Source organism: Brevibacillus sp. 1238, assembly GCF_029892995.1.
Lineage (GTDB): Bacteria > Bacillota > Bacilli > Brevibacillales > Brevibacillaceae > Brevibacillus > Brevibacillus parabrevis.
In genome coordinates this window covers 147166-170201 of the sequence record NZ_JARXWC010000007.1, presented here as the reverse complement: position 1 = coordinate 170201, position 23036 = coordinate 147166, and the positions used below count along the sequence as shown (strand labels likewise).

Sequence of the window (23036 nt, the reverse complement as noted above, 5' to 3'; positions counted from 1 at the left end):
CTACACAAAATAACGCGCGCGATTCGTGATCTCTTTGGCAATCGCCCGTTTTTTTACAAACAGATTTTCGTAGAGGGGCACCGGAAGATTGCGAATTTGCTGGAGGATTTCCGCCCGCTTCTGCGCATCCGTCTCCGCGCCGGATACAAGCGATATCGCCGCTTCCTCTACCCGCCGATACCCTTCCTCGCACAATACATCTGCGACGGCTTGCTTGATCGCTTCTTTACCCGGACCGTTCGTACGGATGGCCTTTTGCGTACGGAGCAGTGCCGATTCCATGACGTACAAGTCCTTCACGATGTCAGCCAAGAGGCGCAAATACTCTTGCTCCTGGTCAACCTGTAGCGCGGAATGCCCAATCGTGTACAAAGACTGCTGACACAAACGTCTGGCAAACGCGACAAACCGCTCGTTTCGCCCGGCTTCACCGCCAGCGATCACCGGAGAGAGTGGAAGTGATTCGGGGCTGCCTGCATATTTTTTCATTAAAATTTTGCCAATCGTCAATCGGTTGATTTCGTTGGTTCCCTCAAAAATTCGGCTGATTCTGGCATCGCGATACAGACGTTCTACCTCGTATTCCTGCATGTAGCCATACCCGCCATGTATTTGCACAGCCTCGTCCACGGCTTGATCCTGCACTTCGGAGCCGTACACTTTATTGATCGCGCACTCCATGGCAAAATCGGCAAGCTTTTTGAGCATGTCTTCGCTGTCGCTTACGGCTTGCAAAGCGTCATCCAGCGCCCCGGCTGTCCGGTAGGCTGCGCTTTCGGCTCCGTAGATGGACACCGCCATATTGGCGATTTTCTCCTGGATCATCGTGAAGTCGACGAGCGATTTTTGAAATTGCTTGCGGACTTTTCCGTACGTGACCGCCAGTTGTAGCGCTTGTTTGGCCGAGCCGATGTTGGAAAACGCCAGCTTTAGCCGCGCCATGTTCAAAATGTTCAGCGCGACCCGATGGCCTTGCCCCGGTTTGCCGAGGACATTTGCCTGCGGAACATGCACATCCTCCAACAGCAACGTAGCCGTGGACGAGCCTTTGATCCCCATTTTTTTCTCTTCCGGCCCGACAGACACTCCCGGATACGTCCGTTCCACGATAAACGCCGTCATGCCTTCGCTCGTATTGGCAAAAACAACGTACACATTCGCCAACTGCGCGTTTGTAATCCACTGTTTTTCCCCGTTCAAAATCCAGCCAGTTCCATCCTCGTTCAACACCGCGCTCGTTCTCGCGTGCAGCGCGTCAGATCCGGCATTGGACTCTGTCAATGCGTACGCGCCGATCCATTCTCCCGCGGCGAGCTTGGGCAAGTAGCTTTGCTTCTGCTCCTCCGTGCCAAAATAGACGTACGGCAAAGTTCCCACACCTGCATGAATGTTGAAGGACACGCTGAACGACCCGGCAAACCCCATCTTTTCCGCGACCAGTCCCGCGACTTTTTTGTTCAGGGAAAGCCCGCCGTATTGCTCGGGCACCTCGATCCCGAGCAGGCCAAGCTCGCCTGCCTTGCCAAACAACTTACTCCCTGCGGCATAATCGTGTTGCTCGATCGCCATCATTTTCGGGGCCACATCTTGTTTGACAAACAACTCGGTCGTTTTGGCGATAAGCTGATCTTCCTCGGTAAAATCTTCGGGCGTAAACCCATCCTGATACCAGCGCAGCTCGGCTGTTTCCATCCTGCCCCCTCCTTTCACCTGCAAACAAAAGAGAAAAAAGGCGATGATCCGATTCACAGCAAGCAGTCATTTTGCTCAAGGATGCGTATCATCGCCTCTTATGGTGTGCCGTCAACGATGTGTCTGGCGCTATTGTTCGTCTGTGAGAACCGTCTTGGCTATCCGGTTGTCCAGCTCCTCATATCGGTAGTACGAGATCACCTCGTACAGCTCGCTGCGGGTCTGCATGTCGGACAGCGCTGCTTTTTGCGTCCCGTGCGTCTTGATCAGCGAGAAAATGCGTTCATACGCTTTCGCGGCTGCCCGAAGCGATGTCACGGGATAGATGACCATTTGGTAGCCCATCTCGGCAAACTGCTGCGCCGAATAGTACGGCGTTTTTCCAAATTCGGTCATGTTGGCGAGCAAAGGCACCTTGATCTTTTCCGCGAACAAACGGAACTCCGCCTCCGATTCCAGCGCTTCCGGAAAAACGGCATCCGCTCCCGCTTCCACATACGCCGCTGCTCGCGCAATCGCTGCCTCCAGTCCCTCCACAGAACGCGCATCTGTCCGTGCCACAATCAGTAAAGTAGGGGCAACTTCTTTCATGACGCTGATTTTTTGCGCCATTTCTTCGGTTGTGACCAACTGCTTCCCGTTCAAGTGACCGCACTTTTTCGGAAGCTGCTGATCCTCGATCTGAACCGCCGCGACGTGAGCTTCGACCATTTCCCGCGCGGTGCGGGCCGCGTTCAGCACGCCGCCAAATCCCGTATCGATATCGACCAGCACAGGCAAGTTGGTGGCTCGTACGAGGTCTTTCGCGCGTTCAGCCGTTTCGGATGAAGTGACGATGCCCAAATCCGGCAAGCCCCTGCTCGCGGTATAGGCAGCCCCTGACAAGTACAGAGCCGAAAAGCCCGCCTGTTTGGCGACGATGGCAGCCATTGCGTCGTGCGCTCCGGGTATTTGCAAAATGTCAGGCGCCGACATGAGCGAGCGCAGCTGCTCAGCCAGATCTTTTTGCGTCATAGGTTGATCCACGATCCACGCCAAGCCAAACGCCTCCTTATCCAATCAAAAACAGATTCATAAACTCGTTCACGCGCATCTGCCCCAATTGTTCGTGGTCAAAGCAGACTTGCTCGATTTTGCGCTGCTGCCCGGCTGGGAAATGGGTACGCAATGTATCCGAAAACTTTTCCTCGATCTTCGGAATCGCTTCCTGACGGCGGAAACGGTGTCCGAGCGGATATTCGCACTCGACGTTCTCCGTCTTCGTTCCATCCTTGAAGTGAATCTGTACCGCATTTGCGATTGAGCGCTTGTTCGGATCGAGGTAATCGTACGTGTACTGCTTGTTCTCGATCACCTTCATTTTCGCGCGCAGACTGTCTATTCTCGGGTCGCTGGCGGTTTCGTCTTCGTAATGCTCCGCTGTAATCGTTCCTTTGAGCAGAGCAATGGCGGTAATGTATTGCAGGCAGTGGTCACGGTCAGCCGGATTGTGCAGCGGGCCGACCTTGTCGATAATCCGGATAGCCGATTCATGAGTCGTAATCGTGATGGAATCGATCTCTTCCAGTCGGTCGATGACTTGCGGGTGCAGCGTTACGGCGCACTCTGCTGCGGTTTGGGCGTGGAACTCTGCCGGATACGATACTTTGAACAGCACGTGCTCCATCACGTAGGAGTCGAGCGGTCGAGCGAGCTTCAGTTCTTTTTTGTTGAACAAAACGTCCTGGAATCCCCAGCCTGGCGCAGACAGTGCGGACGGGTAGCCCATTTCGCCTTTTAGCGCCATCAATGCCAGATGCACGCCCCGGCTGGTCGCGTCTCCCGCAGCCCATGACTTGCGCGATCCCGTATTCGGTGCGTGACGATAAGTGCGCAGGCTCGAATTGTCGATCCATGCGTTGGACAAGGCGTTAATGATCTCTTCCCGGCCCCCGCCCAGCAGCTTCGTCACGACCGCAGTCGTGGCGATTTTGACGAACAGGACGTGATCAAGCCCCACGCGGTTCAAGCTGTTTTCCAGCGCGAGCACTCCCTGAATCTCGTGCGCCTTCACCATCATTTCCAAAACATCGCGCACGACGAGCGGTTCTTTTCCTTCTGCCAGGCGCACACGGCTCACATAGTCGGCTACAGCCAAAATGCCTCCCAGGTTGTCGGACGGATGTCCCCACTCGGCTGCCAGCCACGTATCGTTGTAGTCGAGCCAGCGAATCATGCATCCGATGTTGAACGCTCCGCGCACAGGATCAAGCACATACGCTGTGCCGGGAACACGGCTGCCGTTCGGAACGACTGTGCCCGGGACGATTGGCCCCAAAAGCTTCGTGCACTCGGGATAGGACAAGGCCAAAATGCCGCATCCGAGCGTGTCCAACAGTACGTAGCGCGCGGTCTGGAACGCCTCCTCGCTCGTAATCTCCTTCGTCAGCACATAGTCTGCGATCTCCTCCAGCAACTGGTCTGTTTTGGTGCGATCATTCATTTTCAACAAGCGACTCATTCCTTTCTGCTTGGATTGGATTTAGGCGTGGCGTTGGCCGATGTAGTTGACCCGTGGACGGAAAAGGCGGTTGTGGCTATGCTGCTCGATGACGTGTGCGCACAGCCCCACTGTTCTTGCGCTGAAAAAGATCGGTGTGTACAGCGGAATCGGAATCCCCAGCATCCAGTAAACCGGAGCGGCGTAGTAGTCCAGATTCGGGTAAATGCCCTTCTCGCGCTCCATGATTTTTTCGCCTGCCTCGCACATCTGGTACAGCAAGTCGTCGCCTTTTGCATCACACAATTGTTTCAGGGCGTCCTTCATCATCAGTGCGCGCGGGTCGATCTTTTTCATGTACACGCGGTGCCCGAAGCCCATGATCCGCGCCTTGTTGGCCAGCTTGGACTCCAGCAAAGCTTCAAACTCCTTGACCGAGCCTGCCTCAAGCAGCATGTGCATCACCGCTTCGTTCGCGCCGCCGTGCAAGTTCCCTTTCAAGGAAGCGACCGCCCCGGTCAACGCCCCGTACAAATCCGACATCGTCGAGGCAATGACGCGTGCCGTAAACGTCGAATTAGGCATCTCATGCTCGCTGTACAAAACAAGCGAACGGTCGAAGATGGCTTCTTCAAAGTCGGACGGGATTTTGCCCGTGATCATGTACAGGAAATTCGCACTGTACGACAGCTCCGGCAGCGGCGCGATCAGCGCTTCCTTTTGAATCACGCGGTAGCTGTTGGCGACGATGTTCGGCACTTTGCCCAGCAGCTTGTAAGCCCGCTCCTTGTTGGCTTGCGCCGTGCAGTTGTCCAGTTGGCTGTCGTATCCGGCAAGCGCAGAAAGCCCGGTGCGCAAGCCGTCCATCGGATGCGTTTTTTCCGGCAGCAGCTTGAGCATGTCGAATACTTGGTTCGGTATGTCGTACTCGGCTTTCAGCTTTTCTTCCACTTCGCGCTTTTGCTGTTCGTTCGGCAACGATTCTTCCAGCAAAAGATGGACGATATCCAAGTAACGATGCGCTTTGGACAGCTCGATCAAATCGTACCCTTTGATGACGATTTCCCCTTGCTTCGTATCCAAAAAGGAAATGCTCGTTTCCGCAGCGACCACACCTTCCAGACCTGGAAAAAACTTTTCTTCAGCTCCCATTCTCTTCATCCTCCGCCCCGATTAAGTTGACCTTTAGACGTTGATAAGCCTTGTCGAGATTGTGCAAAAGCTTTTCTTGATCTGCCTGATTTTCTGCTCGCCTGATGACCTCTGCTTTTAATTTCGCGTAATGCGCTTTGATCGCGCTCGGGTTCTCTATCGTCAAGTTGTTCATAATGCACGCCTGAAAATCGTTGGTGAAATACTCCACCGTTCCAAACAAAAAATCACTCATCCGTCACGTACCCTCCTGAAAATCCGCACAAAAAAACAACTTCCGCAGAAGTTGTTAAGAGGCGAATGAATACCGAAACAAGCATGCTGATTGTGAAAATCAAAAACACGCCTATCCATCTCGCACTTAACACCCCCTATCCTCGTAGGTATTGATGTTGCGCTCAAACAGGCAGGTCTCCTGGCTTATGATCATCGCTTTTCGAACCTTCCCATTTTCGGCTGGCGAAAACAGTGGTATCTTCGAATCGCTCCCAATTACAGTTGCGGGACAGCGTCGGATTCGAACCGAACTTCCCTTTTAAGCAGATAAAAGTGTTGAATTTATCTGCACCTGTTTGTACACGTATGAAGTTTGCTCTCAATATATCAGTTATTTTGAAAATTAACAATTCTTTTCTTTGCTAAATATTGGATATTACGGCCATGATGCCAGCCCATCTACTGACAGGCTGGCATCATGGCCGAGCGGATTACCCGATGATCTTCGTTTTCTTCGCGTTTTCCATCGATTTTTGAATCAGCCCGCTCAGCGGTCGTTTCAAAGCCAGCGCAATAAACAGACTGATGCCGATGAAGCCGCACAGCATGAGAATATCCCGAATCGCCGTCTCCCAGAGGACGCCCCCGACCCCTTCACGCAACAAACTGATCGCGTAGGTGAACGGCATAAACGGATTGAGTGCCTGGAAAAAAGGCGCCGTCATGCTGATCGGGAACGTGCCCCCGGAGCTGGAAAACTGGAAGACCATGAAAATGATCGCGATACCCTTGCCGACATTGCCGAATACCGACAACAGCGTATACGTGATCGTCACGAACACCATACTGACGAGCATCGCGAAAAGGACAAACGGAACTTTGTCAGCCACATACGCTTCCAAAATGTAAAAGTCACCGAGCGTAATACACAGTGCCTGGAACAGCCCGATTGTCACGAATGTGCCCAGGCGGCCAAGGTACAGCTGGTACGGCTTGTAGCGTCCGTCCGGGTTCTCCGGGTCTGGTTTGAGCAAAGAAATCAGCAAGGTCGCTCCTACCCATAGCGACAATACTCCGTAAAAAGGCGACATCGCCGAACCGTAGTTCGGAATCGGATATTTGCGGTTTTCCTTGATCTGCACCGGACTTGCCAAAAACTCGCTCTCTCGCTTGATATCCCCGCGCAGCAGCTTGGCGAGATCGGCAAAGTGATTGTTCGCCTCGACCTCTCTCAGCTTGTCCGCCGCTTGCGCAATCGCACTCTCCAGCTTGGGCAGATCATCGCGCACCAGCTCGGCTACCCGGTGGACGCCGTTCTCCACCTCAGGCAGCTTGTTGCGGACAAAGTCAGCCAGCTTGGTCAGCTCCGCCTCGGCTTGCGGCAAATCGTTTTGGATGAAGCCAGCCGCCTGGTCGAGCTTTTGCTTGATTTCTGGCAAATGCTGCTTGAGGAACGGCGCTGCCGTGTGGATCGCTTTGGCAAACGCTTCGGACTTGCTTTGCAACGTTTGCGCCAGTTCATGGACCCGCGCCTGAATCTGCGGCAGCTCCTGCTCGATTCGTTTCAGTTCGGCCAGCCCCAGCTCCAGTCCGGCTTTTGTCTCTTTCAAAATCGCCTCGATATCCGGCAGCTTGTCTTTTGCTTTTTGCAGCAGTTCGGCGGAATCGCCCACGACTGTTTTCAGCTTTTCGATGCCCTCGGCGATTTTCGGAACGATTTCGCTATCGTAGCGCGCCAGGATGTCTCCCAGCTCCGCACTCGTGTTTTTCGCCAACTGATTCAGACTCTCGATCAAGTCTCTTGCGGGCTTTTTCCCGTCTGCCAACGCTTTCGCTATCGTATCGAGAATCTCGATTTGCCGATGCATTTTCTCTTCCAGCTTATGGAGCCGCTCGGAAAAAGGCGTCAGCGGCTGCCCCGGAATGTAGCGGTTCAGCTTGTCGACCAGCGCAGAGGTGTGTTCGACGATACGCGCAGCTTTGCCTAGCTTGTCAGACACAGCCTGCACTTCGGCAGCTGTAGGCAACCGTTCGGGATTGATTTGCAGCAGCCTGTCTGTCAGTTGCACAAGCGCATCGGACGCCTGCTGAGCCAAAATGAGATTTTGCTTGATGAGCGGAGCGATTGTTTCAAAAGCGCCGTCATGCGCCGTGAAAAATTGATTGAGCCGATCGGCAAAATCGACTCCCTTGTCAGCCAATTCTCCGATGCGCGGCAAGGCATTTTGTGCCGCCGAAACAATCTCAATTGCCTGACTGGCCTTTTGCGTGGCCGTAGTCACCGCATTGGTCACTTTGCCGAAGTTTTGGTCCAGCTCGACGATGCGCCCGACCGCCTGATCGATCATCGGCAGCTTTTCTTCCATCGCGATGACGGCGGAAGCAGCGTCGTTGATGCGCGGCCAGTTTTGCTGAATCTTCAAAAGAGCATCGGCCGCCTGGTTAATCTCGGGGATGCGCTTCTCCACTTCCGGGATGATTTGCGCTTTTTCATGAATGTCCGGCAGCTTTTTTTCGATCTCCAACACTTTCTGACCTGCCGCATGAATCTCCGGGAGCTTGCTTTCCAGTTCGAAAATGCCGCTCTCGATCTTGCGAATGGTCGGCAACTGCTCCTCCAGCTTCACGCCAATCTCCGTCAGCTTGGTCAAAAGCGCTTCGCTGACCGCTTCCGTGAAGCTCTCGTTGATCTGCTTGGCAATCGCCGATACACCTGAAGAGGTGATTTTCGGAGCCACGGCATTCACTTTTTCGTTGACGGTATAAATGACTTCGGGCCTGTCCAGCCGACCATTGACGATTCCGGTAATCTTTTCGGAAAAGTCGGCGGGAATCAGGATGCTGGCGTAATAATCGCCGCGATCCACGCCGCGTTCGGCTTCTTCCTTCGTCACGAACGTCCAGCCCAGCTTTTCATTGTGCTGCAAGCTTTTTAGCAGCTCTTCCCCGATATTGATCTCTTTGTCCATCACTGTCGCGCCCTTGTCTTCGCTCGTCACCGCAACCTTTACCCCTTGGGTATTGGCGTACGGGTCCCAGACTGACTTGATGTTCACCCAGTCGTACAGGCAAGGAAGCAGGATGATCGCGATGATCAGGAAAATCCCCGTCGGTACTTTGAAAATATTGATCCAGTCCGTCTTGTAAATCTGCCATATAGAGCGCATGTGTGTACCACCTGATTAATTAGGAATGAAGGGCGTCAAACACTTACATGACAGTCTACCATAAAAGGAAATTAGCGGGAAGGAAGCTGCCAATAGTAGCATTGGCCCCTGTCCGTCATTTTATGATTTTGCGGGCTGTGCCTTTTGGCGATCAGGCAGCGGCGCATAGAGCGAAAAAACCGCCTGTTTTGCTAATTTCGCAAGACAGACGGCTCCTCTTGGGTTATTTTTGCCTGCATGTGCTATGTTCGCTTCTTTTCCACCCGCACCAGGTACAAAAAGTAGGGCACACCGATCAGCGCTGTCAAAATTCCCGCGGGAATCTCGACTGGCGGATTCACTCCCCGCCCGATCGCGTCTGCGATGAGCAAAATCAGCGCCCCGATGATCGCCGCTCCCGGCAACAAAATCCGGTGCTGGTTGCCAAACAGCTTGCGCGCTATTTGCGGAGCGAGCAGCCCGATAAAACCGATGGAGCCAATCGCAGCGACGCAAGCGCCTGCCAATGCGACTGCGAGCAGCAACAATCCGTAGCGGGACTGGCTGACCCTAAGGCCAAGCCCCGTAGAGCTGTGCTCGTCCAGGCTGATAATATCCAGTTGCCGATGCAAGGCGAAAGCGGCAGGAATCAGGACACAAAGCCAGGGCAGCAAGCCGTATATTTCATCCCAGCCTTTTCCCCACAAGCTTCCCGCCAGCCATACGAGCGAATCGTTGGCTTGCATCGGGTATTTCACCAGAACAAATTCCGTCAATGCCTGGCAAACCGCACCTACCCCCAGACCGACGAGCGCAAATGTACTCGGCTGCGCCCCGCTCTTTCTGGCAAACGCGATCAGGGCAAGCGCAACGGCCAACGCCCCCAGAAAGGCGAACAGCGGAAGCACGAGCGGAGATGCATGGGGGAAAAATAAAATAATCGCTACGGCGAACAAGCCCGCTCCTTTTGTTACTCCGATCACATCCGGGGAAGCAAGCGGGTTGCGAATCATCCCTTGCAAAATCACTCCGGAAATCGCGAAGCCCGCTCCCGCCAAAATCGCCAGAATCGCCCTTGGCAAGCGGTAGTTTTCCACGATGAACGACAGCGAGGACGACTCTCCGGTCCAAATCGCCACGATCTGGCCGGGAGCAACGTAAACAGAACCGACACTCATGCCAAGAAACGCCGCCACAATCGTCACCGCTGCCAGGGCAAACAGAGCGATGGCTTTACGCGAACTCCGTTTGCTGCTCGCTGCTGTTGTATCCACCTTCACACCAGCTCCCTCCCTTTTTTTCGCGCCAAGTAAAGAAAAAAGGGCGTGCCGAGCAAAGCGGTCACAATCCCGACCGGCGACTCAAACGGGAACGAAATCAAGCGGGCGACAACATCCGAGTACGTCACCAAAACAGCCCCGCCCCAGGCAGAGGCAAAAATGACCGCGCGATAATCCGTGCCGACCAGCTTTCTGGCAATGTGCGGGATCATCAGCCCGATAAACCCGACAGCCCCCGCGACAGCTACTGACGCTCCGCCCAGTATTACAATAGCTGCACAAGCCAATAGCCGCACGACCCCTATTTTTTGCCCCAAGCCCATCGCTACTTCCTCGCCGAGCCGAAAGACCGACAATGACCCGGCCAAGCCCGCTGCAAGCGCCAGCCCAAGCACAGACCAGGGCAAAATCATTCGGACATCCGCCCAAGTCGCTCCGCTGATCGAGCCGGACAGCCAAAACATGACGTCGGAAATGTGCTCATTGTAAATGATCAATCCTTTTGTAATGGAGGTCAGCAGCAGATGTACCGCCATCCCGACCAGCGCAATCTTCAAGTTGGTCATTCCTCTGGAAGAGGCAAACCCCAGCACAGTGAAGCCCCCGAGGATCGCTCCGGCAAAAGCGAAGTAAATCAAGTTTGCCGAACCGATGCTAGGCAAAAAAAGGATCGCCAGGACGACGACAAGCGACGCTCCGGCATTGACGCCAAAAACTTGCGGCGAAGCGAGCGGATTGCGGGTAATGGCTTGCATCAACGCTCCGGCTACGGCGAGATTCGCTCCGATCAACGCTCCCAGAACGGCTCGCGGCAGGCGAATCGTTTGAAAAATGAGCAGCTCCTTGGACGGTTCCGCCAAGCTCCACTGCTTGAGGACGGTCTGAAGCGGAATCGCGGCTACACCCGTAAACAGGCTGAGCCATAATCCGATAGCGAGCAGCACTGTCAGGCAAATACACGTCTGAACGAGGGAACGTTTATTCGTTCGTCTCATGGTCATCAAGCTAGTAAGCACCTCCTGCGCACGCGATCCATGGAAGGCTTGGCAGCGCCATTGCGAAGCTCTGGCAGCCTCATGCGTTCTCATCAGAACCAAACAGAAAAAGACCAGATCGCAATCCGGCCCCTTTCCTTTCCATGTGTCATGCTTCCTTTACTTCTTCTTGCTGTACAAAATCTCGCTGGCCTCTGTGACGATTTTTTCCGCCGATTTCAAGCCGCGGTAACGCGTCCACAGATCGCGGTTCACTTGGTACACTTCTTTGTTTTTCACGGCGGTGATGTTGTTCCACAGCGGGTTTTGCTTCCATTCCGAGAGCAGCGCATCGTCAGCTTCCACGAGGAAAATGACGTCCGGGTCCCACTGCACCATTTGCTCCAGGCTGATTTTCACGGTCGGTTCTGCTGCATCCTGAATGGCGTTTTTGATCCCGACCATTTCCAGCAATTCACCGTCAAACGATTTGGCTCCGTGTGCCGAAAGCGAGTCTGCACGGAACACGCCGAGCATCACGGTGCGGGAATCTCCGGCAGGAATGTTCTTTTTCAGCTCGTCGATGACAGCCTTATGCTTGACCAGGCGCTGCTCGGCTTCTTTTTGCTTGTTCAGCGCTTCCCCGATTGCAGTGAATGAGCTCAAGTTTTCCTGGTAAGTCGAATTGCGGCTTTTCAGGATGATTGTCGGAGCGATTTTTTGCAGCTCCTTGTAAATGTCCTTGTGGCGGTTCAAATCGCCGATGATCAAGTCAGGCTTCAACGTACTGATGACTTCAAGATTCGGCTGCTGGCGCGTGCCGACAGACGTGTATTCGATCTTTTGTCCGAGCAGTCCCTCTACATCGGTTTCTTTTTCGTGAGCAATGCCCACAGGGGTTACACCCAACTCCCACAACGCATCGACAAAAGAAAACTCCAGTGCCACGACACGTTTCGGCTCTCCGGTGATCTCGGTTTCTCCAAGCTCATGCTTGATTGTCCGTTTTTGTGCAGCTTGTGCGCTGTCCTGGCTGGCAGCCTGATTTTTTGTCTCGCTGCTGCCGCATCCGGTCAGGACGACCGCGCATGCCAGGGCAAGACTCCAAGCGAGATGCCCCCACTGTCTGAATCTGCTTTTTTTGCTCATTTCTTTGTTTACCCCCTCTTGATGATAATGAGAATTATTATTGATGAAGGACGGGTTTATTGTAACAACCGCTATTTTCAAAATAAATATTGTGCTGATTAACGTTTTTAAGTTCATTGCGATAATTAACGTCATTTTGTTTACGGCAAAGCTGCGCCCACAGACCAGGGCATGCTTGTCTGCAAACAGCAAAAAGCTTGTCTTTTTCAAGACAAGCTTTCACGGCACTTCTTTGTTAAAATTCGTTCAGCTTCCATTTGGTCGCGTAGTAGTTGATCTGCTCTTGCAACCAGGCCGCCGCTTCATTTTCCTCCAGGTACATGGCTCCCGGGCAGCCGTATATGCTGCTGGTCATTTTCGCTGCTGACTCGGCGTACTTTTGCCATTCCGCTTCGTTCGAGGCAATCGTCGCCAGACCGACGCAATACGTGCTCATTTTCGGCTTGTTTGCTTTTAGCCACTTTGCCATGGTGTTCCTGAACTCGCGGTCTGCCTCCTGATTGCGTTCCTCGCCAGCTTCCCTAGGCTTGACCATCATCAACCCGAAAGGCTTTTGCGCTGCCAAAATGCCATCCAGCTCTTGCGTGAATTGGTGAACGTCTACGGTCGTAGCAGCGACAGCTTTGTAAATCGGCTGCCCGTCCATTTGTTTGATTTCCATTTTCCTCTCCCTTTCTCAGCTCATTTTGTTTTGCAGTCATTTGTACAGGTGAGTGACGGTAGCAGGGGGTTACTTTTGATAGTAATAATCAAGCTTGCCCTCCTCTACCTGTGCAGGGAGTTCTTTCGCCTGTAGACGTAGATTTTTTGAAAAAGAAAAACGACCTCTATGAATCAGAGGTCGTTGCAAGCGTTACGTCTATTTGCTCTGCGGCGGAAGGCTCACCTGAAAAATGGTCTGGGCGGAGGAATCTGTTACCCAGATGCTCCCTTGCCCTGTTGCTGCAACATCGACTGGCTGATCAAACGAGGAAGCCAGCGTAGTGACCTTGCCATTATGCAAGTAGCGAATCGCATGGTTGCGGCTATCGGCGATTACCAGTCCACCCTCGGCCGTTACTGAGATGCCTTTTGGGAACTGGAATTGGGCGGAACTTGCTGCGCCATCTCCCTGACCTCCCTCTGCGTACAGGCTGTCTTGCGGATAAGTCAGCGTGGCAGCTCCCGCTACGGTAGCTACCGTCCCGTTTTTCAGATCGATATAGCGAATCCGTTGGTTGCCCGTGTCGCTCACGTACAGATTGCCTTGTCCATCGATGGCGATTCCGGTTGGCTCATTGAACTTGGCTTCTTTCAGCTTTCCGTCGCGAAAATCACCCGCTCGTTCCACATATCCCGGGGCAAGTTGCACAATCCGCTCTGACAGACTGTTCAAGGTCGTCACTTTGCCATCCGCGGTAATTTTGCGAATCGCATGGTTTAACGTATCTGCCACGTAAATCGTTCCGTCAGCAGCGACAGCGAGATCGCCAGGGGAGTAGAAACGCGCTGCTTTTCCTGTCCCATCCTGGTGTCCTTGCACGCCATCCCCGGCAAGCGTCGCGACCGTCCCCTGCGTGGTGATTTTGCGGATGACATGGTTGCCGGTATCTGCGATGTACAGGTTTCCTTGTGCATCTGCTGCCATGCCTTGAGGCTGTTGAAACATCGATTGATTCAGTGGGCCATCGAGCCACATTCCTTCCGGCAAGCCTTTTGCATCGCGGGATACCGTCAGCCCGGCGTAATCGGATACGAGTCCGGCAGCCAGCTTGCGAATGCTGTGGTTTGCGGAGTCCGCGATATAGGCGGCGCCGTCGGGCAAGACGACAATCCCCGACGGTTCGCGAAACGATGCGGACAGGGCGGCACCGTTTTCATCGCCCGTTTGTCCTGAGCCAGCTACGATCTTTTTGTCTGCCACGGGGGCAGGTTCTGTTGTCGCCGCAAATGCCGGGACAGCACCTGCCCATACAGCCAGAGCAAACACGCCCAACACAGCTGCCTTCGATATGCTTCGCTTTTTACGTATCAATGCGAAAGTCCCTCCTTGTCCGCTGTTCGATGATCTCTGCTAGAAAAGCTGGCTGAACAGCGGCCTGTTTTGAATGAGCTGAACGAGCGGGCTTGGACCTGGCTCGACAGGTGGCGGCGGCGGTGGAATCGGACCTGGGCCCGGCTCTTCCACGGTGACATCTGCATATCCCCTGCCTACCACCTGATCGAACTCATCAAATGCCCTTACTTTTACTTCATAGCTCCCTGCTGACACATTGGCGAAGGTGTATTCCTGACTATTGCTAACTTCCTCGCACGTATCTTCCAGGCAAACCGAATACTTAACCGTGTCGCTCACCTCATTCCAGGTGACTCTGACCGATGATCCGGTGGCTGTTGCTCCTACGTTCATATATTCCGGTTCGGCTACTACTCTGAAAAAGTCTCTTCCTTTGGCAATAACCTGGTTGCGCGCATTGTAAGCGGTCACGTCCACCGTATACTTTTGGCGATACGAGAAGTCCTTGAACTCATACTCCAGCTGACCTGGACCTGCGGGCTGCAAAAGCGTCTCGCACGCATTGTCCGTCAGGCAAATTTCATATTTTACTGCATCTTGCACCTGATCCCATCTGATATAAACCCATCCGTCCTGGCCGATATCAATATCGATGGTGCCAACTTCCGGCTCTGGCTGTGGTCTGGGCTGCTCGGGCACGTAGCCGAGCAAAAACGAATTGCTCTGCGCCGCATAGCTGCCAGACTCGTCGTAAAACTTCACGACATAACGATTTTGCAGCATCGTCGAAGTATCGCTTGCCAGCGTCAACAGAACGGTGTGATCTGAAATTTGCGTTCCACTTGCGACTGCCAACGTTTGCGAGCCGTTCACTGCCGGGATGTCAAAACGGTAGAATCGGCCATTTTGCAAAGTAACGCCAGCTTCCGAGCCGTTTTGAATCGGTTCAGAAAAAGTAAGCTCGACATGCTGACTGTCTTTTACGCTCGCTGACACCGTGGTATAGGCATATCTCGCCACCTCGCTGTCCCGCATGTTGTCAGCGGTGGCATAAGCCTCTACCGCTCCTGTGGTCAGATGAATGGTCGAACCCGGCTCGTAGCGCTCATAGCGACCGCCATTTTTATAGTAGATGGTTGCACCCGGCGTATTTGTCTGTAGTGTAATATCAGGATTTCCGTCCACCAATCCCGCCTCTGGCGAAGCAAGCACTGGCGCTGCCTGTGGAGCATGGAACACGCCGTACGTGGAGAAATGCTCCACACTGGCAATGACCCGGCCATCAACTACGCTGGTTCCGTGCACGTATTCCCAACGGTCATCTGAGCGCTTGTAAAAAACGCCGACGTCCTCCCCGCTCTCTCGTGCCTTCAACGGATAAGACAATGTGACAGGCTGCTTCACTTCAATCCCTTCAAAGGCAAAGCTGAGGACAAGACCAGCCTGTTCCAACGCACTTTCCTGCTTCACTTCTCGAATCGTTACCGTTGCCTGTTCCGGCAGTGGATTGGCTCCCATATCCAGCTCGAAGCCTTTGTCGAACAACATGGTTCCACTGTGCAGCTTGACTGGTTTCCCAAACGGCGCATAGATGTGGAGAAGGAGACGGACGTCGTTTTTGTAATCGCTCACTTTCCCGATAAAAGAGAAGCTTCCCGTCTTGTCGGTATGGATTGTCGTTTGCTCCCACGTCACAGAAACTTTGTTTTTTGTGCCATCTTCCATTTGAGCCAGGACCGTACCGGGCAAATGATAGCTGACTCCTGCGCGAATCGTTTCTTCCAGATCAGCGATGCGCACGATTTTTCCCGGGTCCTTGTCCTTGCCGCCAGAACCGCCGGAACCTCCCGAACCGGAGCCACTTGAGCCAGAACTGCCTCCGCCTCCGGAAGTTCCTGTACCTGATCCTGTCGGAACCGTCGGTATGCTATTTTTCAGCTTGTCCAGTTCCTGCTGACGCGCTGCTTCCCTCAGCTTTTCAAGGCGCTCCTGCTCTTCCTGGATTTTCTGCAAAATGTTTTCTCTAGCAGCATTGCGCTGCTTTTGTTCTTCCAGCGCTTTTCGTTGCCGTTCCCGCTCCAATTCCAGCAGCTTGTTTCGTGCTTCTTGCTGCTGCAGTTCGCTCCACTCGACCGGAGGAACGTTCCCGCTCAGTTCAATTTTCCGCTGCAAATCCTTGTTGACTTGATTGACCAGATCGCGGATATCGCTCTCTGACACCTTGTTGTTTGCCAGAGCTTCTTTGACCAAGTTATTCAGCCAGACGTTCATGTTATTTGCGTATTCTTCCAAATCCCTTTGTTCATTCAACGGAAGGCCCGGAAGCTCTCCTGTTGCTGCTTTGTCAGTCAAATGCCGCTTCATTTGCTCGATCCACTCATCGTTTTCCTGATCCATCATCGCCTTGTTGCGAATCATCGCTTCCAGCAGCGCAGGCGACATCTTATTGAGCAGATCCTCCGGTCGAATAAAAGCGACCTGGGAAGCTGGCGGCTGTTGCTTGCCTCCATCGAACATGGACAGCTGCATCAACGGGTACACCATGACCTGCTTGCTGTCCGTACGATTTTCTGCCTGGACTTTCCCTGCTGCCACAAAAACACTGCTTTTCCCTGTCAGCGGGTCGACACTCACCTGCAACTGTGTCCCTCTCACTCCCATGATCGCAGTCGGCGTCTGGATGGAAAATTCATCGGATTGCTTCGTCAGCGATTTTACTTTGATGTACGCTGAACCAGATGTCACCTGGACGCTCGTTTGCTTGCCATTTGCCGCCTCTTGCAGCTTCGCCAGCGAGATGATCGTATTTTCGTTGACGGTAATCTCATCATCGCGATCCACAATGGAGAGCACTACACTTGATTTGGGGCCTGTCGATATTTGATCCCCTTTGTTCAGGCTCATGCTTTTGAACGCTTTGTACTCTTTCGTGCCGCCTGCCTTTTTCACCATCACAGTCCCTGTCACTTGCTCGACCTTGGCTACCCGGGCCGTCTCTGCCTCTGTCCCTGCAGCCATTCCCAGCAGGAGGAAACAGAGCATGCCAAGGACCGTCAACACTTTTGCCAGCCCGACAGGTTGTTTGATCGGCTGATCCATCACTTGTCACTCACCTCTCACGTTTTGTTAGCGGGGCGCAGCAAGGAAGTCTACGACCTCGTACAGCCGTATAGCCTCGCTTTTGCCCTTCATCTGTTTTTCACCCACATCGCGATAGTGGAAAAAATCTTTCGTCCGCCTGTACGTCTCCTCCGACACGAGAATCTGGTTGGCGGAAGCATTGGACTCGATGCGCGCGGCTGTGTTCACCGCATCTCCAATGGCTGTGTAGTCCACCCGCAAGTAAGAGCCGATGTTTCCGACTACCACATTACCCGTGTTGATGCCGATGCCGATGCTGACCTCGACGCCGTATTTTTGCAAAATATGTGCCTGCACACTTTTCATCCCATTCTGAATCTCGTGAGCAGTTTTCACAGCGCAATACTCATGATCGGCGACATCCAAAGGGGCATTGAACAACACCATTGCCGCATCCCCGATGAACTTGTCGATCGTGCCCTTGTTCGCCAGCACCTGATTGGTAATCATGTCAAACATCATATTGAGAAAATCGACGATCTCCTCCGGCTTCAGCTTTTCAGACAACGGGGTAAATCCGCGTATATCCAAAAACAAAATCGTCAGTTCCTTGTTGACGCCGCCAAGGGGCAGCTCCGCATCGCTTTTGGCGATCTCTTTCACCAGCTCTGGCGACAGATAACGCCCGAATTGCTTGGTAATAAACTGCTTTTGCTTCATTTCGAAAAAAGTTTTCACCGCGAGATTCACCACGTACACAAGCCACAGCGCCACGAGCGGGTAAATCACGTCGAAGTGGTGCAAAGTCGAGGAATAGAGCAGCCACTGACCGCCTAGCAGCGCCACCGTACCGAGAAAATGCAGCGCGATGCTCGTTACTGTTTTCGTCCGCCACGTTACCCAGACCGAGCAGACCATGATGACGAGCATCAGCAACAGCACGTACCACTGATCGGTTATCGCGATTTTTTCGTGACGCAGCAGTTGATCGATAATGTTGGCGTGCGCGTATACGAGGTACATATGGTTGTCGACAGGAGTAGGATGGGCGTCTGTTCCTGCTGCCGCAAAGCCGATCAGGACGATCCGATCCTGAAAAGTTTCCGGCGGCACCTCACCGTTTACTACCATGTAAAACGGGATGCTCATGAAATCTTTTGTCGTGCTGTTGTACTTGATCGGGATTTCCGCCTGCGGATTGTCGGTTAAAAAGTTTTGGACGTTGGCCCCGGCCATCTCCGCCATTTTGTACGCCATCGACGGGATCGGCCCTTCCGGCGTATCCAGCATCAGCCACGTGCGCCGAATAGCTCCGTCCTCGTCAAGCAACGCGTTGATATGCGCGGTTTGGGAAGCGGCGGCAATCTCGGGTATCGGCTTGTACAGAGCCTGCCCCTTCACCAGCTCGTCCTTTTTCACCTTGGTTTCTTTGCGGAAAAAGTTCTCCATCTCGGCATAGGAAGGAATAATGACATTGTTATGCTTGGCAAGCTCGGCAGCAAAAGCCTGGTCGACAGCAGGATCTTCGCTCTTCGTCGTGAACGTGATGTCAAAGCCAATCGCCTTGGCGCCTGCGATCTGCTCCAGCAGCGGAATGTAAATATCGCGCGGCCAGGGAAACGTGCCGATCAAATCAAGCGACTCCTGATCGATCTCGATCACGATAATATCTTCGTTCGGCTGGTGGGTCATCGTCGTCTGCTGATTGTAGTCGTACAAGGCCCGGCCCAGCACCTGCAATGACCCGGTAAACAGCAAAGCCAGACAAAGCAGGAACGTCAGGACGTTGCCCGCAAGCAAGTAATTCCGGATTTTTTTATTCATCGCTCTTTCGTCTCCTTACTCCATCGTCGCTGCACTCAGACTCAGGCAGAAATGCTTACCGCTGCTGCGAGAATGATCAGGTGGAAAATTTGGTCGACCATAATCATCAGCCATTTGCTCTTCTCGTCTGTCACACCCATTACGCGACGATACCAAAAACCGACGAACCCTCTGCGGTCCAAAATGACGTGGGACACAAAAATCAGGCCAATCGCCCACCAGGAAAGTCCTCCCGGCAAAAACAAAAACGCTACAATGCCCACGACCAGCGTATACACAAAGCAATGAGCCAAAAGCGGTCTCCACTGCTGCGCCTTGTACTTGGCCATCCACTCTGTTTGCAGCAAATAGTCGCCGATCAAATGGGCGAGAAACAATACGTCAAACTGGCTAAATGCACTCACTTTCCCTTCGTCTCCTTTATCAGCAACCGGGGGCGGCTTCCTGTGCCATGCTCATGTTCAGCGTACATCTGCCCCTTCGCTTGCCGCTTCTGCGGTCATCCGGCGAAGTCTTGCCGCCAATGCCGCGATAATCGTTGTAATGACCGTCTCGTCTTCCAGGCAAAAATCGTAAAACAGCTCATCACTGATTTTCACCAGTCTCGCATCCTCCAGCGCTGTTACGGTTGCCGAGCGCGGGGAACGCTCCAACAGAGCCATCTCACCGAAAACATCCCCCTGGTGCAGCTCGGCAATCGCTCGTCCTTCGCGCTCCACACGAACGCTGCCCGCGATAATGCCGTACATGGCATCCCCCGTCTCACCGTAATGGACGATGGTTTCACCTGCGCGATACCTCACTTCTGCGGTTCCTTCGGCCAAAGCTGCCAATTGGCTATGGGACAAGGAGGCAAACATATCTACCTTGAACAAAACCATGAGCTTCTCTGTCAATGATGGGGCAGCTCTCTCCGCTTCATCCGGAATCGTCAGGCTGGCTTGATCGGGTAATTCGGGAACATCCCTGCTCTGCAAATTCCGCCCCCCGCCCGTCTCATTCATCGCCCTGATGCGCCTGCTCAGCACACTCGCTACGCGCAGGGCAAACTCCATGTTGCCGTGCAGCAAATCCGCAAATTCTTCCTCGTCAATCATGCCAATGGTGACCGGAGAAGTGGCGATTACACTGGCAGAGCGTTCCTCCCTGTCAAACAGGGACATCTCGCCAAAAAGTTCGCCTTCCTGCAAATGCTGCAGGACGCGGTGATCTTTGACGACATCGACCTCGCCCCGAAGCAGCAAGTACATCGCCTGCCCCATTTCGCCCTGGCGAATGATCGCCGTGCCGTTTTCCACATCGCGATGAGACATGCGCGCAGCCAGCTTTGCCAATATGCCGCCTGGCAAATCGGAGAATGAGCCTGTTCGTTTGAGGAAGCCCACGATGGTCAGCCGTTTGTGCTCCTCCTCGGTCAAGTCTCTTTCGCTCTGCCAGACGAAGGATCGATCCGCATGGGACAAATAAGTCAGGCAAGTCTGCAACCAAGCATCTCCTTTTGCAAAAAGAGACTGCCATACATGCGCATCTGCCTTTTTGAGCATCGACTGCTTGTCGTACTTCGCGAGAACAACAGGCAATATTAGCGCACGCAGTTGATTGGACAGCCATTGATCCAGCGCTTCCAGTGCATTTGCCTTTTGCCGCTCGTCGCCGCTTTCCAGATTGAACCGGATCATTTCCATCGATCTTCTCTCGTAATGCAGCGCCAGCAAGGCAAACATATTTTTCATGCTCACTTCTATTTCGTATTGCAAAGCATCCATAACCAATGCCGTGTCTGGATGCGGACTCAGCTCCTGCAAGGCGCGCAGTCCATTGTGGGCATGCCGCACTTCCAATTCAAGCAACCCCGCAAGCCGCTGACTGTCCTGCGGCTCCTCCGTCTTCAGCTTGACCAGCACATCTGCGATCTCGCTTCGGATGCTCGTCGGTGCCTTTTCATACGCTTGCAGTAAAAATGGGTACGTCTTTGCATCAGCCTGCTGTCCTACGATTCGCGCAGTGAAATGGGAGATTGTCTCGTCGGCTTCCGGTCGGTCCCATTCGGCTTGAAGCTGCATAAGTAACGTCTCCACCGGAAACCCGGACAAAGCGGCAAGCGCCTCTTTTTTCAACCCGGAGTTCGCAAGCTGCTGGAAAAGATCCGGGAGCAAGCGCTCATCGGCCAGTTTACCCGCTGTTGCCAGTGCAAGGCGCCGCACAGGCGTGCTGACATCGTGCAGCAAGCTCTGGAGCGAAGCGTACAGTTGTTCATCCGGGCCAAAATACTTGAGCAGTCCATAAATGGCGGCAACCTGAATCTCCATGGCAGGGTCGTGCAAACAATCCAGCAACACTCTTTTTTCACTTTGATCGGCATATGCCGCAAATGTTTGAATAGCTTGCGCGCGCAGTTGGCGATTCTCCGCGTGGAGCAAAGGGAACACATACGGTTTCCAAGAAGGTACTCTCTCTTGCTCGATATACTGCAACACTTCGATTTGCAGCACGGGCGGAGCTTCCCGCAAAAGCGCTTCCAGATGCCGTGTCAGCGAAATCCCCGGAAGCCGCGCCAACAGTCGGAATGCGTGCAGCCGCTCCATGTCAGACGTCTCTTTGCTGCGATCCTCCATCACCTTGATGAGATACGGAGCCTGCAACACGGACAAGTCAAGCTCCGCCGCTTCCTGTCTGGTGCGCAAAGTAGCGAGCAGCATGTGCACGTATTCTTTTTTCACGGGAAAAATGGCGATGACAGCGACAGCAAGCATGGGCACCGTGATGAAGCTGAAACTGGTCAAGCTGATGCGGTCTGCCAAAACGATGAGCAAGATGGCTGCCACACCGCTCATCCCGTAGTCGATCACGCCGTTGACCAGTCCTTTTGCCCTGCCCCGCAAATGAGCCGGAATCGGAAAGTACATCAGCTCGCTGACCGATTGGTGAATCGTCTCGGCAAAAGCCCTGTAGCTGCCTTTCATGACAACGGCGACGGCGAGAACAGGCGCAAACCAGAAGGCAACTGAGCTTGTCAGCATGCAAAGCGGCATGACAAGAAAAGACGGGACAATTCCATAACGGGTAAGCAGACGAGTCGAGATAAAAATCTGAAAGATGAAAGAGATGATGCCAGCTACACTGTAAAATTGGCCGAGAAACCGGGCCAGCTCTTCTTCTGTCAAGCTTTGCGCCAACGTCATTTTAAACTGATAATCGCTAAGGGTAATGGCGACGGATATCGTCCCGATGATGACAGCAATGTATTTGAGAATGGGGATTTGTTTGAACAAATTTCCTTGAGGGTGGTCTGGTGCTTGCTCGTTTCCAGGAGAGCTATCAGGAGGAGTGAGCTTTTCATGCGTATCATATGCCGCAGAAAGTCGTCTGACAAACCACAAACCGGACAAGACAAGGGCTGCGAAGACGTAAACCAGTTGTTCGGTGCCGATCAGGGGAGCCATGGTACTGGTCACGAAGCCACCGACAATCGCACCGCCGACACCACCGGCTGCCACGGTGCCGATGTGGAGCTTTGCTTGCCTCGCATCAAGTACGGATGCCATAAACGTAAAAAATGCCATCGTAACCAACACACTGTTCGCTTCATACCCCACGAACATCACCGGATAAATCCACGCGGCTCCTGTTTTCAACGCCAGTCCCGTCAAAACACTGAACAGACCGACATACAAAATCGATTGATTCAGCAAGCGATGCGCCGGCATTCGTTCGGAAAGCTTCTGGAAAAGGATACCCGCGATCACAACCGCTATCGTAATATACAAATACATGTAGCTAAGCTGCTTCGTGTCGTAGTGACTCAAAAACAGCGTGTCTGCCGTAGTTGTCCCGATGACAGTCGCCATCATGATGAGCGTGTAAAAAAGCGTCAGCAGCAAAACTTGCCGGAAAAGCGGCCCTTCGATCTTCGTTTGTCCATGCGTGAACAAACGACTCACAACGTCTTTGATCAATGCAGTAACCTCACTTCATGGGATGCGACATGTTGGATGGGAAAACAGGCGGGATAGCTGGATGGGAAAATCGTGGTAATCGAATATTCTG

15 protein-coding genes and 1 riboswitch are annotated in these 23036 nt (G+C 53.4%); all 15 genes read right to left on the bottom strand.

All coding sequences use genetic code 11. From position 1 onward, the window contains the following. Entirely contained in the window at positions 1-1692 is a 1692-nt protein-coding gene (locus M2298_RS17815) for an acyl-CoA dehydrogenase family protein (protein ID WP_280648808.1), read from the bottom strand. Positions 1693-1821: 129 nt separating this feature from the next. After that, positions 1822-2730 carry a methylisocitrate lyase gene (prpB, locus tag M2298_RS17810; RefSeq protein ID WP_280648807.1) on the bottom strand — a complete coding sequence of 303 codons (909 nt, stop codon included), beginning with the start codon at positions 2728-2730 and terminating at the stop codon, positions 1822-1824. Between the two features lie 13 nt (positions 2731-2743). After that, positions 2744-4174, bottom strand: coding sequence for a bifunctional 2-methylcitrate dehydratase/aconitate hydratase (locus tag M2298_RS17805; protein WP_370641115.1), 1431 nt, complete (start codon positions 4172-4174; stop codon positions 2744-2746). A 39-nt stretch (positions 4175-4213) separates the two neighbouring features. Continuing rightward, a complete protein-coding gene (mmgD, locus tag M2298_RS17800; RefSeq protein ID WP_122962339.1) occupies positions 4214-5323 on the bottom strand; it encodes a citrate synthase in 1110 nt (369 codons plus the stop codon). Further along, on the bottom strand, positions 5313-5558 hold the full coding sequence (locus M2298_RS17795; RefSeq protein ID WP_122962338.1) for a hypothetical protein: 246 nt from the start codon (positions 5556-5558) through the stop codon (positions 5313-5315). The genes mmgD and M2298_RS17795 overlap by 11 nt, the downstream gene beginning before the upstream one ends. 153 nt (positions 5559-5711) lie before the next feature. Continuing rightward, positions 5712-5910: riboswitch (cobalamin riboswitch) on the bottom strand. 120 nt (positions 5911-6030) lie between these two features. Further along, positions 6031-8706 (bottom strand): YhgE/Pip domain-containing protein, encoded by a 2676-nt coding sequence (locus M2298_RS17790; protein WP_217022026.1) that lies wholly within the window; start codon positions 8704-8706, stop codon positions 6031-6033. A gap of 242 nt (positions 8707-8948) precedes the next feature. Next, positions 8949-9914: a FecCD family ABC transporter permease gene (locus tag M2298_RS17785; protein WP_280648829.1), complete on the bottom strand. Its 966-nt coding sequence runs from the start codon at positions 9912-9914 to the stop codon at positions 8949-8951. 47 nt (positions 9915-9961) lie between these two features. Further along, positions 9962-10966, bottom strand: coding sequence for a FecCD family ABC transporter permease (locus M2298_RS17780; protein ID WP_242775218.1), 1005 nt, complete (start codon positions 10964-10966; stop codon positions 9962-9964). A gap of 153 nt (positions 10967-11119) precedes the next feature. Further along, on the bottom strand, positions 11120-12088 hold the full coding sequence (locus tag M2298_RS17775; RefSeq protein WP_280648806.1) for an ABC transporter substrate-binding protein: 969 nt from the start codon (positions 12086-12088) through the stop codon (positions 11120-11122). Between the two features lie 235 nt (positions 12089-12323). Then, a complete protein-coding gene (locus M2298_RS17770; protein WP_173598949.1) occupies positions 12324-12749 on the bottom strand; it encodes a hypothetical protein in 426 nt (141 codons plus the stop codon). A 198-nt stretch (positions 12750-12947) separates the two neighbouring features. After that, the gene (locus tag M2298_RS17765) at positions 12948-14102 is read right to left on the bottom strand and encodes an NHL domain-containing protein (protein ID WP_173597250.1); all 1155 of its coding nucleotides are present in this window, start codon (positions 14100-14102) and stop codon (positions 12948-12950) included. 39 nt (positions 14103-14141) lie between these two features. Further along, a complete protein-coding gene (locus M2298_RS17760; RefSeq protein ID WP_173597249.1) occupies positions 14142-17183 on the bottom strand; it encodes an Ig-like domain-containing protein in 3042 nt (1013 codons plus the stop codon). Positions 17184-17210: 27 nt separating this feature from the next. Continuing rightward, the gene (locus tag M2298_RS17755) at positions 17211-18989 is read right to left on the bottom strand and encodes a CHASE2 domain-containing protein (RefSeq protein ID WP_122962331.1); all 1779 of its coding nucleotides are present in this window, start codon (positions 18987-18989) and stop codon (positions 17211-17213) included. Between the two features lie 41 nt (positions 18990-19030). Next, positions 19031-19393 carry a DUF3307 domain-containing protein gene (locus M2298_RS17750; protein ID WP_122962330.1) on the bottom strand — a complete coding sequence of 121 codons (363 nt, stop codon included), beginning with the start codon at positions 19391-19393 and terminating at the stop codon, positions 19031-19033. A gap of 57 nt (positions 19394-19450) precedes the next feature. Beyond that, complete coding sequence (locus M2298_RS17745; protein ID WP_280648805.1) at positions 19451-22945, bottom strand: cyclic nucleotide-binding domain-containing protein; 3495 nt, start codon at positions 22943-22945, stop codon at positions 19451-19453. Positions 22946-23036 lie beyond the last annotated feature (91 nt).

Excerpts from the sequence above, each read along its gene's own strand:
- mmgD (WP_122962339.1), bottom strand. The coding sequence starts at position 5,323 with ATGGGAGCTGAAGAAAAGTTTTTTCCAGGTCTGGAAGGTGTGGTCGCT.
- M2298_RS17795 (WP_122962338.1), bottom strand. The coding sequence starts at position 5,558 with ATGAGTGATTTTTTGTTTGGAACGGTGGAGTATTTCACCAACGATTTT.
- M2298_RS17790 (WP_217022026.1), bottom strand. The coding sequence starts at position 8,706 with ATGCGCTCTATATGGCAGATTTACAAGACGGACTGGATCAATATTTTC.
- M2298_RS17775 (WP_280648806.1), bottom strand. The coding sequence starts at position 12,088 with ATGAGCAAAAAAAGCAGATTCAGACAGTGGGGGCATCTCGCTTGGAGT.
- M2298_RS17805 (WP_370641115.1), bottom strand. The coding sequence starts at position 4,174 with ATGAATGATCGCACCAAAACAGACCAGTTGCTGGAGGAGATCGCAGAC.
- M2298_RS17770 (WP_173598949.1), bottom strand. The coding sequence starts at position 12,749 with ATGGAAATCAAACAAATGGACGGGCAGCCGATTTACAAAGCTGTCGCT.
- M2298_RS17760 (WP_173597249.1), bottom strand. The coding sequence starts at position 17,183 with ATGGATCAGCCGATCAAACAACCTGTCGGGCTGGCAAAAGTGTTGACG.
- M2298_RS17755 (WP_122962331.1), bottom strand. The coding sequence starts at position 18,989 with ATGAATAAAAAAATCCGGAATTACTTGCTTGCGGGCAACGTCCTGACG.
- M2298_RS17815 (WP_280648808.1), bottom strand. The coding sequence starts at position 1,692 with ATGGAAACAGCCGAGCTGCGCTGGTATCAGGATGGGTTTACGCCCGAA.
- M2298_RS17780 (WP_242775218.1), bottom strand. The coding sequence starts at position 10,966 with ATGACCATGAGACGAACGAATAAACGTTCCCTCGTTCAGACGTGTATT.